This is a genomic window from Xanthomonas sp. 3498 (genome assembly GCF_014199795.1).
GTDB lineage: Bacteria > Pseudomonadota > Gammaproteobacteria > Xanthomonadales > Xanthomonadaceae > Xanthomonas_A > Xanthomonas_A rydalmerensis.
Window position 1 is genome coordinate 297,137 of sequence record NZ_JACHOH010000003.1, and the last position, 16,174, is coordinate 313,310.

20 protein-coding genes are annotated in these 16,174 nt (G+C 64.4%); all 20 read right to left on the reverse strand.

What is annotated here, in order from left to right; all coding sequences use genetic code 11:
* Positions 1 to 86: 86 nt before the first annotated feature.
* Positions 87 to 392: a 30S ribosomal protein S14 gene (gene rpsN / locus GGR66_RS11055; protein WP_160967013.1), complete on the reverse strand. Its 306-nt coding sequence runs from the start codon at positions 390 to 392 to the stop codon at positions 87 to 89.
* A gap of 107 nt (positions 393 to 499) precedes the next feature.
* Positions 500 to 1,042 carry a 50S ribosomal protein L5 gene (rplE, locus tag GGR66_RS11060; RefSeq protein WP_010341606.1) on the reverse strand — a complete coding sequence of 181 codons (543 nt, stop codon included), beginning with the start codon at positions 1,040 to 1,042 and terminating at the stop codon, positions 500 to 502.
* A gap of 11 nt (positions 1,043 to 1,053) precedes the next feature.
* Complete coding sequence (gene rplX, locus GGR66_RS11065) at positions 1,054 to 1,371, reverse strand: 50S ribosomal protein L24 (protein ID WP_160967011.1); 318 nt, start codon at positions 1,369 to 1,371, stop codon at positions 1,054 to 1,056.
* A 15-nt stretch (positions 1,372 to 1,386) separates the two neighbouring features.
* Complete coding sequence (gene rplN / locus GGR66_RS11070) at positions 1,387 to 1,755, reverse strand: 50S ribosomal protein L14 (protein ID WP_003486699.1); 369 nt, start codon at positions 1,753 to 1,755, stop codon at positions 1,387 to 1,389.
* A gap of 14 nt (positions 1,756 to 1,769) precedes the next feature.
* Entirely contained in the window at positions 1,770 to 2,039 is a 270-nt protein-coding gene (gene rpsQ, locus GGR66_RS11075; protein ID WP_010341599.1) for a 30S ribosomal protein S17, read from the reverse strand.
* An 11-nt stretch (positions 2,040 to 2,050) separates the two neighbouring features.
* On the reverse strand, positions 2,051 to 2,236 hold the full coding sequence (gene rpmC, locus GGR66_RS11080; protein WP_010341597.1) for a 50S ribosomal protein L29: 186 nt from the start codon (positions 2,234 to 2,236) through the stop codon (positions 2,051 to 2,053).
* A complete protein-coding gene (gene rplP, locus GGR66_RS11085; RefSeq protein ID WP_003470657.1) occupies positions 2,236 to 2,649 on the reverse strand; it encodes a 50S ribosomal protein L16 in 414 nt (137 codons plus the stop codon). The genes rpmC and rplP overlap by 1 nt, the downstream gene beginning before the upstream one ends.
* Before the next feature lie 5 nt (positions 2,650 to 2,654).
* Positions 2,655 to 3,389 (reverse strand): 30S ribosomal protein S3, encoded by a 735-nt coding sequence (gene rpsC / locus GGR66_RS11090; protein ID WP_160967009.1) that lies wholly within the window; start codon positions 3,387 to 3,389, stop codon positions 2,655 to 2,657.
* 17 nt (positions 3,390 to 3,406) lie between these two features.
* On the reverse strand, positions 3,407 to 3,742 hold the full coding sequence (gene rplV, locus GGR66_RS11095) for a 50S ribosomal protein L22 (RefSeq protein ID WP_184448283.1): 336 nt from the start codon (positions 3,740 to 3,742) through the stop codon (positions 3,407 to 3,409).
* 12 nt (positions 3,743 to 3,754) lie between these two features.
* Entirely contained in the window at positions 3,755 to 4,024 is a 270-nt protein-coding gene (gene rpsS / locus GGR66_RS11100; RefSeq protein WP_003470666.1) for a 30S ribosomal protein S19, read from the reverse strand.
* A gap of 6 nt (positions 4,025 to 4,030) precedes the next feature.
* Complete coding sequence (gene rplB, locus GGR66_RS11105; protein WP_160967007.1) at positions 4,031 to 4,858, reverse strand: 50S ribosomal protein L2; 828 nt, start codon at positions 4,856 to 4,858, stop codon at positions 4,031 to 4,033.
* A 10-nt stretch (positions 4,859 to 4,868) separates the two neighbouring features.
* Entirely contained in the window at positions 4,869 to 5,168 is a 300-nt protein-coding gene (gene rplW, locus GGR66_RS11110; protein ID WP_010341592.1) for a 50S ribosomal protein L23, read from the reverse strand.
* Positions 5,165 to 5,770 (reverse strand): 50S ribosomal protein L4, encoded by a 606-nt coding sequence (rplD, locus tag GGR66_RS11115; RefSeq protein ID WP_048490092.1) that lies wholly within the window; start codon positions 5,768 to 5,770, stop codon positions 5,165 to 5,167. The genes rplW and rplD overlap by 4 nt, the downstream gene beginning before the upstream one ends.
* Positions 5,771 to 5,782: 12 nt before the next feature.
* Entirely contained in the window at positions 5,783 to 6,433 is a 651-nt protein-coding gene (gene rplC / locus GGR66_RS11120; protein ID WP_010341590.1) for a 50S ribosomal protein L3, read from the reverse strand.
* 11 nt (positions 6,434 to 6,444) lie between these two features.
* Positions 6,445 to 6,756 carry a 30S ribosomal protein S10 gene (gene rpsJ / locus GGR66_RS11125; RefSeq protein ID WP_010341589.1) on the reverse strand — a complete coding sequence of 104 codons (312 nt, stop codon included), beginning with the start codon at positions 6,754 to 6,756 and terminating at the stop codon, positions 6,445 to 6,447.
* Between the two features lie 477 nt (positions 6,757 to 7,233).
* A complete protein-coding gene (tuf, locus tag GGR66_RS11130) occupies positions 7,234 to 8,424 on the reverse strand; it encodes an elongation factor Tu (RefSeq protein ID WP_160966994.1) in 1,191 nt (396 codons plus the stop codon).
* Positions 8,425 to 8,513: 89 nt separating this feature from the next.
* Positions 8,514 to 10,604: an elongation factor G gene (gene fusA / locus GGR66_RS11135; RefSeq protein ID WP_160967005.1), complete on the reverse strand. Its 2,091-nt coding sequence runs from the start codon at positions 10,602 to 10,604 to the stop codon at positions 8,514 to 8,516.
* Between the two features lie 140 nt (positions 10,605 to 10,744).
* A complete protein-coding gene (gene rpsG / locus GGR66_RS11140) occupies positions 10,745 to 11,212 on the reverse strand; it encodes a 30S ribosomal protein S7 (protein ID WP_048490049.1) in 468 nt (155 codons plus the stop codon).
* A gap of 11 nt (positions 11,213 to 11,223) precedes the next feature.
* On the reverse strand, positions 11,224 to 11,601 hold the full coding sequence (rpsL, locus tag GGR66_RS11145) for a 30S ribosomal protein S12 (protein WP_160967003.1): 378 nt from the start codon (positions 11,599 to 11,601) through the stop codon (positions 11,224 to 11,226).
* Between the two features lie 229 nt (positions 11,602 to 11,830).
* A complete protein-coding gene (rpoC, locus tag GGR66_RS11150) occupies positions 11,831 to 16,048 on the reverse strand; it encodes a DNA-directed RNA polymerase subunit beta' (RefSeq protein ID WP_160967001.1) in 4,218 nt (1,405 codons plus the stop codon).
* Positions 16,049 to 16,174 lie beyond the last annotated feature (126 nt).

Genomic DNA, 16,174 nt, shown 5'->3' on the forward strand with positions numbered 1-16,174 from the left:
ACTTGCGTCGGACTCATTGTCTGAACGACACGCGGGCGGTCAGACCGCCCTGCCCGGCCCCGCGAACGGGACCGGCGCCGCTGGAATTACCAGCTGGCCTTGCGCAGACCCGGAACGTCGCCGTTCATGGTCGCCTTGCGCAGCATGTTGCGGCCCAGACCGAACTTGCTGTACACGCCACGCGGGCGGCCGGACAGTTCGCAACGGGTACGCTGGCGGCTCGGCGACGAATCGCGCGGCAGCTTCTGCAGCTTGGTCACGGCCTCGGCCTTCTCGTCGTACGAGGCGGTGCCGGAGGCGATGATCTTCTTCAGCGCATCACGCTTGTCGGCGAACTTCTTCGCCAGCTTCTTGCGCTTGATGTCGCGGTTGACCATGGAGGTCTTTGCCATCTGTAAATCCTCGGGATTCGAGATTGGGGATTTGAGATTTGCGGAACCCGGGGTGGCGGGCATGCGCCCTTCCATCCCGAATCCCGAATCCCGAATCCCGGCGTCAATCAGTTACGGAACGGGAACTTGAACGCTTCGAGCAGCGCCTTGGCTTCGGCGTCGGTCTTGGCGGTGGTGGTGATGGCGATATCCATACCGCGGATCGCATCGACGGCGTCGAAGTCGATTTCCGGGAAGATGATCTGCTCCTTCACGCCCATGTTGAAGTTGCCGCGGCCGTCGAACGAACGCCCCGAGACACCGCGGAAGTCGCGCACGCGCGGCAGCGAGATGTTGATCAGGCGGTCCAGGAACTCGTACATCTTGGCGCGACGCAGCGTGGTCTTGCAGCCGATCGGCCAGCCATCGCGGATCTTGAACGACGCCACCGAGATGCGCGACTTGGTCACCACCGGCTTCTGGCCGGAGACCTTGGCCATGTCGGCGACGGCGTTTTCCAGGATCTTCTTGTTCGTCGCCGCCTCGCCCACGCCCATGTTCAGCGTGACCTTGACCAGCTTCGGCACTTCCATCGGATTGGTGTAACCGAACTTCTTCATCAGAGCCGGTACCACTTCTTCCTTGTAGATCTTTTCGAGACGGGAAGTCATTGTGTCATTCCTCAGGCGTCGAGCGCCTCACCGCTGGAGCGGAACACACGCAGTTTGCGTCCATCCTCCAGCACCTTGAAGCCAACGCGCTCGCCCTTGCCCGTCGCCGGGTTGACGATCGCCACGTTGGAAATATGGATCGACGCTTCGCGCTCGACCACGCCGCCGGCGACGCCCGCCTGCGGGTTCGGCTTGGTGTGGCGCTTGACGATGTTCGCGTTGGAGACGACCACGCGGTCGCCGTCGACGCGGACGACTTCGCCCTGCTTGCCCTTGTCCTTGCCGGTGGTGACGACGACCTGGTCGCCCTTCTTGATACGGTTAGCCATGTGTATGTCCTCCGCTCACAGCACTTCGGGAGCGAGCGAGACGATCTTCATGAACTTCTCGGAACGCAGCTCGCGGGTAACAGGCCCGAAGATGCGCGTGCCGATCGGCTCCTGCTTGTTGTTGAGCAACACCGCGGCGTTGCCGTCGAAGCGGATCAACGAACCGTCCGGACGACGCACACCCTTGCGGGTACGCACGACGACGGCGTCGTAGACTTCGCCCTTCTTGACCTTGCCGCGCGGGATCGCGTCCTTGACGGTGACCTTGATGATGTCGCCAATGTGCGCGTAGCGGCGCTTGGAGCCGCCCAGCACCTTGATGCACATCACTTCCTTGGCACCGGAATTGTCGGCGACGTCGAGGTAGCTCTGCATCTGGATCATGATTCAGATCTCCCTTATTCGGCCGCGCGGGTGACGATTTCCACCACCCGCCAGTTCTTGGTCTTGGACATCGGCGCAATCTCGGTCACGCGCACGACATCGCCTTCGTTGCAGGCGTTGTCGGCATCGTGGGCGTGGAGCTTGGTCGAGCGCTTGATGTACTTGCCGTACAGCGCATGCTTGACCTGACGCTCCACCAGCACGGTGACGGTCTTGTCCATCTTGTTGCTGACCACACGGCCTTCGACCGTGCGCAGCGTCTTGCTTTCGTTATTGTCGCTCATCGCGGCCATCCTTACTTCGTGCTGCCGAGCAGGTGCTTGACGCGAGCGATCTCGCGGCGCACCCGGCGGGTTTCGTGAGTCTTCGGCAGCTGCCCGGTGACCTGCTGCATGCGCAGGGCGAACTGCTCCTTGCGCAGATCGGTCAGGTGGGCCTTCAGATCGTCGGCCGACTTCTCGCGGAGTTGTTTGATGTCCATCAGCGTACCGTCCGGGTCACGAAGGTGGTGGTCACCGAAAGCTTGGCAGCGGCCAGGCGGAACGCCTCGCGCGCGACATCTTCGCCGACACCTTCGATTTCATAGATCATGCGACCGGGCTGGATCTGCGCGACCCAGTACTCGACGTTACCCTTACCGGAGCCCATTCGCACTTCGATCGGCTTCTTGGTGATCGGCTTGTCCGGGAACACGCGGATCCACATCTTGCCGCCGCGCTTGACGTAGCGACTGATCGAGCGGCGCGCCGCTTCAATCTGGCGCGCGGTCAGCTGACCGTGCGCCGTGGCCTTCAGCCCGTACTCGCCGAAGCTGACGGCGTTTCCGCTCCACGCCAGGCCGTCGTTACGACCCTTGTGCATCTTGCGGTATTTGGTTCGCTTGGGTTGCAACATTGCCGTTACCTCGCTTCACGGGCCGGACGCGACGGACGGTCGCCACGGTCGCCGCGATCATTACGATCGTTGCGCGGGGAATCGTCCTGCTTTTCCTGGCCAACCTGGGAGAAATCGAAGATCTCGCCCTTGTAGATCCAGACCTTGATGCCGATGATGCCGTAGGTCGTCTTGGCTTCAGCGAAGCCGTAGTCGATGTCGGCACGCAGCGTGTGCAGCGGCACGCGGCCTTCGCGGTACCACTCGGAACGGGCGATTTCCGCACCGTTCAGACGGCCGGCGACGTTGACCTTGATGCCCAGGGCACCCAGGCGCATCGCGTTGCCGACCGAGCGCTTCATCGCGCGGCGGAACATGATGCGACGCTCCAGCTGCTGCGCGATCGACTCGGCGACCAGCTGCGCGTCCAGCTCCGGCTTGCGCACTTCGGTGACGTTGATGTGGGCGGGGACGCCCATCATCTCGCTCACTTCCTTGCGCAGCTTCTCGATGTCCTCACCGCGCTTGCCGATCACCACGCCCGGGCGGGCGGTGTGGATCGTCACGCGCGCGGTCTTGGCCGGACGCTCGATCAGGATCTTGCTGATGCCCGCCTGCGCCAGCTTCTTGCGCAGCATTTCGCGGACCTTGAGGTCGGCCGCCAGGTAACCGGCGAACTCGCCCTTGTTGGCGTACCACTTGGAATTCCAGTCCTTGGCGATACCCAGGCGGATTCCGATCGGATGAACTTTATGACCCATCGTCTTTTCCTTTCCGCTTACTTGGCGGCGCCCACAACCACAGTGATGTGGCTGGTGCGCTTGAGGATGCGGGTACCGCGGCCTTTCGCCCGCGCCATGAAACGCTTCAGGGTCGGACCTTCATCAACCGTGATGGTCTTGACCTTCAGCTCGTCGACATCCGCGCCCTGGTTGTTCTCGGCATTGGCGATCGCCGACTCCACCACCTTCTTGATCAGGTGGGCAGCCTTCTTGTCCGAGAACTTCAGCAGGTTGACCGCCCGCTCGGCGGAAAGACCGCGCACCTGGTCAGCGACCAGGCGGGCCTTCTGCGGGGAGATGCGCGCGGTGCGCAGGATTGCTTTCGCTTCCATCGTCATCTCTCCTTACCGGCTCGACTTCTTGTCGCCACCGTGACCCTTGAAGGTCCGGGTGACGGCAAATTCGCCGAGCTTGTGGCCGACCATGTTCTCGTTGACCAGCACCGGAACGTGGTTCTTGCCGTTATGCACGGCGATGGTGAAACCCACCATCTCCGGCAGGATCATCGAACGTCGCGACCAGGTCTTGATCGGACGCTTGCTGCCGGCCGCGGCCTCCACCTTCTTGACGAGGTGGTGATCGACGAACGGGCCCTTCTTGAGTGAACGTGCCATGGTCGATTAGCCCCTACGATCGCGGACGATGAATTGTTCGGTGCGCTTGTTATGGCGCGTCTTGTAACCCTTGGTCGGGACACCCCACGGGGTGACCGGATGCGGATTACCCTGACCGGCCTTCGCCTCACCACCACCGTGCGGGTGGTCGACCGGGTTCATGGCCGCACCGCGAACGGTCGGACGCACGCCGCGCCAGCGCTTCGCGCCCGCCTTGCCCAGCTTCTCGAGGTTGTGCTCGTCGTTGCCGACTTCGCCGATGGTGGCGCGGCACTCGGCCGGCACCTTGCGCATCTCGCCGGAGCGCAGACGCAGGGTGGCGTAGATGCCTTCACGCGCGACCAGCTGTACCGCGGCGCCGGCGGCACGCGCGATCTGCGCGCCCTTGCCCGGCTTCAGCTCGATCCCGTGGACGGTGGTACCGACCGGGATGTTGCGCAGCGGCAGGGTGTTGCCGGTCTTGATCGGCGCATCCGAACCCGCGATCACCTGGTCGCCGGCCTTCAGGCCCTTCGGCGCGATGATGTAGCGGCGCTCGCCGTCGGCGTAGCACAGCAGGGCGATATGGGCGGTGCGGTTGGGATCGTATTCGATCCGCTCCACGCGCGCCGGGATACCTTCCTTGTTGCGCTTGAAGTCGATGACGCGGTAGTGCTGCTTGTGACCACCGCCGACGTGGCGGGTGGTGATGCGGCCGTGGTGGTTACGACCACCGGACTTGCTCTGCTTTTCCACCAGTGCAGCGTGCGGGGCGCCCTTGTGCAGATCGGGCGTGACCACGCGCACGGCCGAACGACGGCCTGCGGAGGTGGGCTTGAATTTCATCAATGGCATGGGATGTACCTCAGGCCTTGGCCGTTACGTCGATGGACTGGCCTTCGGCCAGACGCACGTACGCCTTGCGCCAATCGCCGCGACGACCGCTGCGCGAACGGAAGGACTTGTTCTTGCCCTTGACGTTCAACACGTTGACCGACTCGACCTTGACGTCGAACAGCTGCTCGACCGCGGCCTTGACATCGGCCTTGGTGGCTTCGTTCGAAATCTCGAAGACGTACTGATTGGAGAGTTCCTGCAGGCGCGCGGTCTTTTCGGAGACACGCGGAGCGCGCAGCACGCTGAAGATTTTTTCGTTGCTGCTCATGCCAGCCACTCCTCGACCTTCTTGACCGCATCGGCGGTGATCACGACCGTATCGGCCCCGACCAGCGACACCGGATCCAGGCCCTGCACGTCGCGCACTTCCACGTAGGGAAGGTTGCGGGCGGACAGGTACAGATGCTCGGACGCTTCTTCGGTCACGATCAGCGGGCGCTTGCCCACTTCCAGACCCTTCAGCTTCTCGATCAGGCCCTTGGTCTTGCTGGCCTCGACGTCGAACGCGTCGACGACCATCAGGCGGCCCTGGCGGTTCAGTTCCGAGAGGATCGCGCAGATGGCCGCGCGGTACATCTTGCGGTTGACCTTCTGCTCGAAGCTGCGCGGCTTGGCCGCGAAGGTCACGCCACCGCCAACGAAGATCGGAGCGGTCAGCGCGCCGTGGCGAGCGCCACCGCCCTTCTGCTTCTTCGACTTCTTGGTGGTGCCGTTGACTTCCGAACGCGTCTTCTGCGCCTTGGTGCCGGCGCGGCCGGCGTTGCGATAAGCGACGACGACCTGGTGAACCAGATCCTCGCTGAAATCGCGGCCGAACACGGCGTCGGAGACCGAGACCTTGTTGTTGCTACCCGTGATAACGAGTTCCATCGTCATCTCTCCTTATGCCTTGCTAGCCGGACGCACGATCACGTCGCCACCGGCAGCGCCAGGCACAGCGCCGCGAATGGCGATCAGGCCACGCTCGACGTCGACCTTGACCACTTCCAGATTCTGCGTGCTCTGCTGCACCGCGCCCATGTGGCCGGACATCTTCTTGCCCGGGAAAACGCGACCCGGGGTCTGGCGCTGACCCAGCGAACCCGGCGCGCGATGCGACAGCGAGTTACCGTGGGTGGCATCGCCCATGCGGAAGTTGTGCCGCTTGATGGTGCCCTGGAAGCCCTTACCCTTGGTGACGCCCTGGACGTCGACCTTCTGGCCGACGGCGAAGATGTCCGCCTTGATTTCGCCGCCGACGGCGAACTCGCCCAGCTGCGCGTCCTCGACGCGGAACTCCCACAGGCCGCGACCCGCTTCGACCTTCGCCTTGGCGAAATGGCCGGACGCCGGCTTGTTGACCAGCGCGGCGCGACGGGCGCCCACGGTGATCTGCACGGCGCTGTAGCCGTCGGCTTCGACGGTCTTGAGCTGGGTGATGCGGTTCGGGGTCGCTTCGATCAGGGTGACCGGGATGGAGCGGCCGTCTTCGGTGAAGACGCGGCTCATGCCGGCCTTGCGGCCCACGAAGCCCAACGAATACTTCTTCGTCATGGTCGTAGTCCTCAGGTCAACTTGATCTGGACATCGACGCCAGCCGCGAGCTCGAGCTTCATCAGCGCGTCCACGGTCTTGTCGTTGGGGTCGACGATGTCGAGCACGCGCTTGTGCGTGCGGGTCTCGTACTGGTCACGCGCGTCCTTGTCGACGTGCGGGGAAACGAGGATGGTGTAGCGTTCGATCTTGGTCGGCAGCGGGATCGGGCCACGCACTTGCGCGCCGGTCCGCTTGGCCGTCTCGACGATCTCGCTGGCCGAACGGTCGATCAAACGATGATCGAACGCCTTCAGCCGAATCCGGATCTTTTGGTCCGCCATGACGGTGGGTTCCTTCGTTAAAAGAGCGACGGGCAAGGCCTCTGGGATACCTGCCCCGGTTGTTTCCTGATAGTCGTACCGCAGAGCATCCGGCTCGACGGGGGCATTCCTTCCGCCCCAAAAACTGGGGCAGACCAGTCGACCCGGCCTGCCCAGACGGAAAAGTATAATGCGCAGCTAGAGCAGCGTCAACAACCCGGGGTTGTTGAGTGCTCCATGCGACGCGACCTTCCCGGTCCTGCGAACACGAGCGGCGTCCTGCCTCTCTTTTCGCTGTCTTACCGGCGCCCTACCCAGGAACGCCGAGCCGCGCATTATAGCGACGACTTCACGCCTCCGCAACACCTCGCGGCAACAAATCGCCAGAACGTTCGCATGCCCGGAAACGACGAAGGGCCGGCTTGCGCCGACCCTTCGCGATGCCGACGACCGCAGTCGCTGGCGAATCCAACCGGCGGCCTTGGCCGCCGGAGGGCATTACTTGATGATCTTGGCCACCACGCCGGCGCCGACGGTCCGGCCACCTTCGCGGATCGCGAAGCGCAGGCCTTCGTCCATCGCCACCGGGTTGATCAGCGTCACCACCATCTTGACGTTGTCGCCCGGCATCACCATCTCCACGCCTTCCGGCAGCTGGCACGCGCCAGTGATATCGGTGGTGCGGAAGTAGAACTGCGGACGGTAACCCTTGAAGAACGGGGTGTGACGGCCGCCCTCGTCCTTCGACAGCACGTACACTTCGGCTTCGAAGTCGGTGTGCGGCTTGATCGAACCCGGCTTGCACAGCACCTGGCCGCGCTCCACGTCGTCACGCTTGGTGCCGCGCAGCAGCAGGCCCGCGTTGTCGCCCGCCTGGCCCTGGTCCAGCAGCTTGCGGAACATTTCCACGCCGGTCACGGTGGTCTTCTGCGTCGCACGGATGCCGACGATTTCGATTTCGTCGCCCACCTTGATGATGCCGCGCTCGATACGGCCGGTCACCACGGTGCCGCGGCCCGAGATCGAGAACACGTCTTCCACCGGCATCAGGAACGGCTTGTCCACGTCGCGCTGCGGCTCCGGGATGAACGAGTCCAGCGCGTCCACCAGCTTCAGGATCGCCGGCACGCCGATCTCGCTCTGGTCGCCTTCCAGCGCCAGGCGGGCCGAACCGTGGATGATCGGGGTGTCGTCGCCCGGGAAGTCGTACTTGCTCAGCAGCTCGCGCACTTCCATCTCGACCAGCTCGAGCAGTTCGGCGTCGTCGACCATGTCGGCCTTGTTCAGGAACACCACGATGTGCGGCACGCCGACCTGACGCGACAGCAGGATGTGCTCGCGGGTCTGCGGCATCGGGCCGTCAGCGGCCGAGCACACCAGGATCGCGCCGTCCATCTGCGCCGCACCGGTGATCATGTTCTTGACGTAGTCCGCGTGACCCGGGCAATCCACGTGCGCGTAGTGGCGCGTCGGGGATTCGTATTCCACGTGGGCGGTCGAGATCGTGATGCCGCGCGCCTTCTCTTCCGGCGCCGCGTCGATCGCGTCGTACGCCTTGAACTCGCCGCCGAAGCGCTCTGCGCCGATCTTGGTCAGCGCCGCGGTCAGCGTGGTCTTGCCGTGGTCGACGTGACCGATGGTGCCGACGTTGACGTGCGGCTTGGTGCGCTCGAACTTACCCTTTGCCATGTCTCTCTACCTCGTGATTCGTATTGGGGGAACAGAGAGCGGGATGCGGCGCGGACCTGGTCCGCCGCACGCATCCCGTCGCTCTAATCTCAGCTCTTCTTGATGACCGCTTCGGCGATGTTGGCCGGCGCTTCAGCGTAGTGGTCGAACTCCATCGAGAAGGTGGCGCGACCCTGCGACATCGAGCGCAGCGTGGTGGCGTAGCCGAACATTTCGCCCAGCGGCACCATCGCGTTGATCACCTTGCCCGACGGGCTGTCGTCCTGGCCCTGCAGGATGCCGCGACGACGGCTGACGTCGCCCATCACATCGCCCAGGTAGTCTTCCGGCGTCACCACCTCGACCTTCATGATCGGCTCCAGCAGCACCGGGTTGGCCTTGTTGAAGCCTTCCTTGAAGCCCATCGAGCCGGCGATCTTGAACGCCATTTCCGAGGAGTCGACGTCATGGTACGAACCGTCGATCAGGCGCACCTTGACGTCCACGATCGGGTAGCCGGCCATCACGCCGTTGGCCACCGCTTCCTGGATGCCCTTGTCCACCGCCGGGATGTATTCCTTCGGCACCACGCCGCCGACGATCGCGTTCTCGAAGGTGTAGCCCAGGCCACGCTCCTGCGGCTCGATCTCGAGCACGACATGACCGTACTGGCCCTTACCGCCGGACTGACGCACGAACTTGCCTTCCTGCTTGACCGCCTTGCGGATGGTCTCGCGGTAGGCCACCTGCGGCTTGCCGACGTTAGCTTCGACGTTGAACTCGCGCTTCATGCGGTCGACCATGATTTCCAGGTGCAACTCGCCCATGCCGCGGATGATGGTCTGGCCGGATTCCTCGTCGGTGTTGACGCGGAACGAGGGATCTTCCTGCGCCAGACGGCTCAGCGCGATGCCCATCTTTTCCTGGTCCGACTTGGTCTTCGGCTCGACCGCCATCGAGATCACCGGCTCCGGGAACACCATGCGCTCCAGGATGATGATGTTGTCCTGCGCGCACAGCGTGTCGCCGGTGGTGACGTCCTTCAGGCCCACCGCCGCGGCGATGTCGCCCGCGCGCACTTCCTTGATCTCTTCGCGGTTGTTGGAGTGCATCTGCAGGATGCGACCCACGCGCTCCTTCTTCGACTTGACCGGGTTGTACACCTGGTCGCCGGAGTTCAGCGTGCCGGAGTAGACGCGGAAGAAGGTCAGCGAGCCGACGAACGGGTCGGTCATGATCTTGAACGCCAGCGCCGAGAACGGCGCGGTGTCGGTGGCCGGACGGCTGTCTTCCTTGTCGTCCTCGTCGATGCCCTTGACCGGCGGACGATCGCTGGGCGACGGCAGCAGCTGGATCACGCCGTCGAGCATCGCCTGCACGCCCTTGTTCTTGAACGCGGTACCGCAGTACACCGGCACCACTTCCACCTTCAGGGTGCGCTCGCGCAGGCCATTGACGATCTCGGCCTCGGACAGGTCGCCCTCGTTGAGGTACTTGTCCATCAGGTCTTCGTTGGCTTCGGCGGCGGCCTCGACCATGAACGCACGCGCTTCGGTGGCCTTGTCGGCCAGGTGCGCGGGGATCTCACGGTACTCGAACACGGTGCCCTGCGAAGCGGTATCCCAATGGACCGCCTTCATCTTGATCAGGTCGACCACGCCCTCGAAGCCGTCTTCGGCACCGATCGGCACCTGCATTGGCACCGGGTACGCACCCAGGCGCGACTTCAGCTGCTCGACCACCTTGTCGAAGTTGGCGCCGGTGCGGTCCATCTTGTTGACGAACGCAAGGCGCGGCACCGCGTACTTGTTGGCCTGGCGCCACACGGTCTCGGACTGCGGCTGCACGCCACCGACCGCACACAGCACGAACACCGCGCCATCGAGCACGCGCAGCGAACGCTCGACTTCGATGGTGAAGTCGACGTGCCCGGGGGTATCGATGATGTTGAAGCGGTGCTGCGGCAGCGACTTGTCCATGCCGCTCCAGAACGCCGTGGTGGCCGCGGAAGTGATGGTGATGCCACGCTCCTGCTCCTGCTCCATCCAGTCCATCGTCGCGGCACCGTCATGCACCTCGCCGATCTTGTGGCTGACGCCGGTGTAGAACAGGATGCGTTCGGAGGTGGTGGTCTTGCCGGCATCGATGTGGGCCATGATGCCGAAGTTGCGGTAACGCTCGATGGGAGTGGTACGGGCCACAGGGAGCCTCTCAAATTTCTTGGATTTCGGATGGCCGAACGCCGCCTTGCGGCGGCCTTCGGATTTGTGCCGCGCGCGACGGCGCAGCTAGCAGCACTTCTAGATAGTGCTGACGGGCCCCGTTTCCAAGGCCCGGAAGGTCACCAGCGGTAGTGCGCGAACGCCTTGTTCGCTTCCGCCATGCGGTGAGTCTCTTCACGCTTCTTGATGGCGCCACCACGGTTTTCCGAGGCGTCGACCAGCTCGGCCGCCAGCTTGCGCGGCATCGAGTTCTCGCCGCGCTTGCGCGCCGAGTCGATCAGCCAGCGCATCGCCAGCGCCATGCGACGGGAGGAACGCACCTCGACCGGCACCTGGTAGGTGGCACCGCCGACGCGGCGCGACTTGACTTCGACCGCCGGAGCGACGTTGTCCAGCGCCTTCTGCACCAGCTCGACCGCATTGGGGTTCTTCTCGCCGATGACGTCCATCGCGCCGTACACGATCTTTTCGGCGACCGACTTCTTGCCGCTCAGCATCACCATGTTGATGAAGCGGGCGATGGTTTCGCTCCCGTGCTTGGGATCCGGGAGAACGGCGCGCTGCGGCGTATTACCTTTACGTGACATGTGTGCTTCCCTTAGCTCTTCTTCGGACGCTTGGCGCCGTACTTGGAACGACCCTGGCGACGCTTGGCGACGCCGGCGGCATCGAGCGAACCGCGCACGGTGTGGTAGCGCACGCCCGGCAGATCCTTGACGCGACCGCCGCGGATCAGGACCACGGAGTGCTCCTGCAGGTTGTGGCCTTCGCCGCCGATGTAGCTGATGACCTCTTCCTGGTTGGTCAGGCGCACCTTGGCGACCTTACGCAGGGCCGAGTTCGGCTTCTTCGGGGTGGTGGTGTACACGCGCGTGCAGACGCCACGGCGCTGCGGGCACTTGTCAAGCGCCGGAGAGGCGCTCTTGTAGGTGGTCGCCTGCCGCGGCTTGCGGACCAGCTGGTTGATCGTCGCCATCAGGTAGATTCTTCTGATTGAGGCCGTCGGGCCTGGATGCGTGAAAACGAAGGCAGGCCGAAGGACGGCCTGCCGAGACAGGAAAGTATAGCGGGCAAGTCAAAGCGCCGTCAACACAACGGAATTTTTACTTGCTGGCCCATCCGGGGCCGGAATACGGGGCGCGTCCGCTGCGCCCCCTTTCACTTAGAACGACGGTCCCGCGGACGGGACCGGTCCGGCTTGCTGCTTACTCTTCGCTGCCGGCAGCCGTCGGCGCGGGAGCTTCGACCGCCGGCTCGGCGCTGCCGCCGGACAGGGTCTGCATTTCCGACTCGGTCAGGCCGCTGGCATTGCGGCGGCGCAGGCTGTGGTACGCCAGGCCGGTACCGGCCGGGATCAGACGGCCCACGATCACGTTTTCCTTCAGACCGCGCAGCGTGTCGCTGGTGCCGCGGACCGCCGCCTCGGTGAGCACGCGGGTGGTCTCCTGGAACGACGCGGCCGAGATGAACGACTCGGTCGCCAGCGAGGCCTTGGTGATGCCAAGCAGCACCGGGTCGTACTTGGCCGGCAGTTCGTTGCGGGCCGCCAGGCGGGCGTTCTCCTCGATGACGCGCTGGCGCTCGGCCTGCTCGCCATTGAGGAACTTGCTGTTGCCCTGGTCGGTGATCTCGACCTTGCGCAGCATCTGCCGGGTGATGACCTCGATGTGCTTGTCGTTGATCTTCACGCCCTGCAGGCGGTACACGTCCTGGATTTCCTTGACCAGGTACGCGGCCAGCGGCTCGACGCCCAGCAGACGCAGGATGTCCTGCGGGCTCGGCTCGCCGTCCACCACGGTTTCGCCCTTGGCCACGTGCTCGCCTTCGAACACGATGATCTGGCGGTACTTCGGGATCAGCTCTTCGTGCTCCGACCCATCGGTGTCCTTGATGATCAGGCGCTGCTTGCCCTTGGTGTCCTTGCCGAAGCTGATGATGCCCGAGCGCTCGGCCAGGATCGCCGGATCCTTCGGCTTGCGCGCTTCGAACAGATCCGCCACGCGCGGCAGACCACCGGTGATGTCGCGCGTCTTGGACGCTTCCTGCGGGATCTTCGCGACCACGTCGCCGACGCCGACCGCGGCGCCATCCTGCAGGTTGACGATCGAGCGCGGCGGCAGCAGGTACTGCGCCGGCAGATCGGTGCCCGGGATGGTCAGGTCGTTGCCCTTGGCGTCGACGATGCGCACGATCGGGCGCAGGTCCTTGGCCTGGGTGCCGCGACGCTTCGGATCGGTGATTTCGCGCGAGGCCAGGCCGGTCAGTTCGTCGGTCTTCTCGATGACGGTGACGCCATCGATGAAGTCGATGAAGCGGATGAAACCGGCCACTTCCGACACGATCGGGTGGTTATGCGGATCCCAGTTCGCCACCGACTGGCCGGCCTTGACGGCGTCGCCGTCCTTGGCGGTGATGGTGGCGCCGTACGGCAACTTGTAGCGCTCGCGCTCGCGGCCGTGGCCGTCGAGCACCGACAGTTCGCCCGAACGCGACACCGCCACCAGCGAACCGTTGGCGTGCTCGACCGACTTGAGGTTGTTGAACTTGATCGAACCGGTGGTCTTGACCGTGATGTTGTCCACCGCCGCCGCACGCGAAGCCGCGCCGCCGATGTGGAAGGTACGCATGGTCAGCTGGGTACCCGGCTCGCCGATCGACTGCGCGGCGATGACGCCCACCGCTTCGCCGATGTTGACCAGGTGGCCACGGGCCAGGTCGCGGCCGTAGCAGCGTGCGCACACGCCGAACGCCGATTCGCAGGTGATGGTCGAGCGGACCTTGACCGACTGCACGCCGGCCTCTTCCAGCTTGGCCACCCACTGCTCGTCGAGCAGGGTGTTGCGGGTGACGATCGGATCCTCGTCGTTGCCCGGCAGGAACACGTCCTCGGCCACCACGCGGCCGAGCACGCGGTCGCGCAACGGCTCGACCACGTCGCCGCCTTCCACGATCGGGGTCATGGTCAGGCCGTCGGTGGTGCCGCAATCCGGCTCGGTGATCACCACGTCCTGCGCCACGTCGACCAGGCGACGGGTCAGGTAACCGGAGTTGGCGGTCTTCAGCGCGGTATCGGCCAGACCCTTACGGGCACCGTGGGTGGAGTTGAAGTACTCCTGCACGTTCAGGCCTTCGCGGAAGTTCGCCTTGATCGGCGTCTCGATGATCGAGCCGTCCGGGCGGGCCATCAGGCCGCGCATGCCGGCCAGCTGACGGATCTGCGCCTGCGAACCACGCGCGCCGGAGTCGGCCATGATGTACAGCGAGTTCATCGACTTCTGGTCGATGGTCTCGCCCTTGGCGTTGACCACCTTCTCGGTGCCGATGGTGTCCATCATCGCCTTGGCGATGCGCTCGTTGGTGCGCGACCAGATGTCCACGACCTTGTTGTAGCGCTCGCCGGCGGTGACCAGACCGGACTGGTACTGCTCCTGGATTTCCAGCACTTCCTGCTCGGCTTCGCCGAGGATGCCCTTCTTCTCCGACGGGATCAGCATGTCGTCGATGCCGATCGATACGCCGGCGCGGGTCGCGTAGGCGAAGCCGGTGTACATCAGCTTGTCGGCGAACACGACGCTGTCCTTCAGACCCAGCTGGCGGTAGCTGGAGTTGATCAGGCGGCTGATGTTCTTCTTGGTCAGCTCGGTGTTGGCCAGCGCGAACGGCAGGCCTTCCGGCAGGATCTCGGCCAGCAGCGCGCGCCCGATCGTGGTGTCCACGATCGAGGTCTTCTTGCTGCGGTTGCCTTCTTCGTCGATCACCGTCTCGGTGATGCGGACCTTGACCTTGGCGTGCAGTTCGACCGCACGGTTGTCGTAGGCGCGCTTCACTTCGGCGATGTTGGCGAACACCATGCCCTCGCCCTTCTTGTTCTCCAGGGCGCGGCTCATGTAGTACAGGCCCAGCACCACGTCCTGCGACGGCACGATGATCGGCTCGCCGTTGGCCGGCGACAGGATGTTGTTGGTGGACATCATCAGCGCGCGCGCTTCCAGCTGCGCTTCCAGCGACAGCGGCACGTGCACGGCCATCTGGTCACCGTCGAAGTCGGCGTTGAACGCGGTGCAGACCAGCGGGTGCAGCTGAATCGCCTTGCCTTCGATCAGCACCGGCTCGAACGCCTGGATGCCCAGACGGTGCAGGGTCGGCGCACGGTTCAGCAGCACCGGGTGCTCGCGGATCACCTCTTCCAGGATGTCCCAGACTTCGGCTTCTTCGCGCTCGACCAGCTTCTTGGCGGCCTTGATGGTGGTGGCCAGGCCGCGACGCTGCAGCTTGGCGAACACGAACGGCTTGAACAGCTCCAGCGCCATCTTCTTCGGCAGGCCGCACTCGTGCAGACGCAGGGTCGGGCCGACCACGATCACCGAACGGCCGGAGTAGTCCACGCGCTTGCCGAGCAGGTTCTGACGGAACCGGCCCTGCTTGCCCTTGATCATGTCGGCCAGCGACTTCAGCGGACGCTTGTTGGTGCCGGTGATGGCACGGCCGCGACGGCCATTGTCCAGCAGCGCATCGACCGATTCCTGCAGCATGCGCTTTTCGTTGCGGACGATGATGTCCGGCGCGTTCAGCTCGAGCAGGCGGCGCAGGCGGTTGTTGCGGTTGATGACGCGGCGGTACAGGTCGTTCAGATCGGAGGTCGCGAAGCGGCCGCCGTCCAGCGGCACCAGCGGACGCAGATCCGGCGGCAGCACCGGCAGCACGGTCATCACCATCCACTCCGGACGGTTGCCGGACTCGATGAAGGCCTCGATCAGCTTGATGCGCTTGGTCAGGCGCTTGAGCTTGGTTTCCGAACCGGTGCTGGCGATCTCTTCGCGCAGGCGGGTCATTTCCGACTGCAGGTCGATGGTGCGCAGCAGCTCGTACACCGCCTCGGCGCCCATGGCGGCGTCGAAGTCGTCGCCGTGCTCCTGGCGCGCGGTCAGGTACTGCTCTTCGGTCAGCAGCTGGCGGCGCTCCAGGGCGGTCAGGCCCGGCTCGGTCACCACGTAGGCTTCGAAGTACAGCACGCGCTCGATGTCACGCAGGGTCATGTCCAGCATCAGGCCGATGCGCGACGGCAGCGACTTCAGGAACCAGATGTGCGCGACCGGCGAAGCCAGGTCGATGTGGCCCATGCGCTCACGACGCACCTTGGCCAGGGTCACTTCGGTGCCGCACTTCTCGCAGACCACGCCACGGTGCTTCATGCGCTTGTACTTGCCGCACAGGCACTCGTAGTCCTTGATCGGGCCGAAGATGGCGGCGCAGAACAGGCCGTCGCGCTCGGGCTTGAAGGTCCGGTAGTTGATGGTTTCCGGCTTCTTCACTTCGCCGAAGGACCACGAACGGATCAGGTCCGGCGAGGCCAGCGCGATCTTGATCGCGTCGAAGTCCAGCGTCTGGCGCTGCTGGTTGAAGAGGTTGAGCAGGTCTTTCATTTGATTTCTCCGGGAATCGGGAATAGCGAATAGGGAATCGTTGGAAGCGGAGAGTCGGGACAGGAAACGCGGGCGGCCTGTCGGCACACGCCCGGGCGGTTTCCTAGTCCCGACTCCTCATTCCCT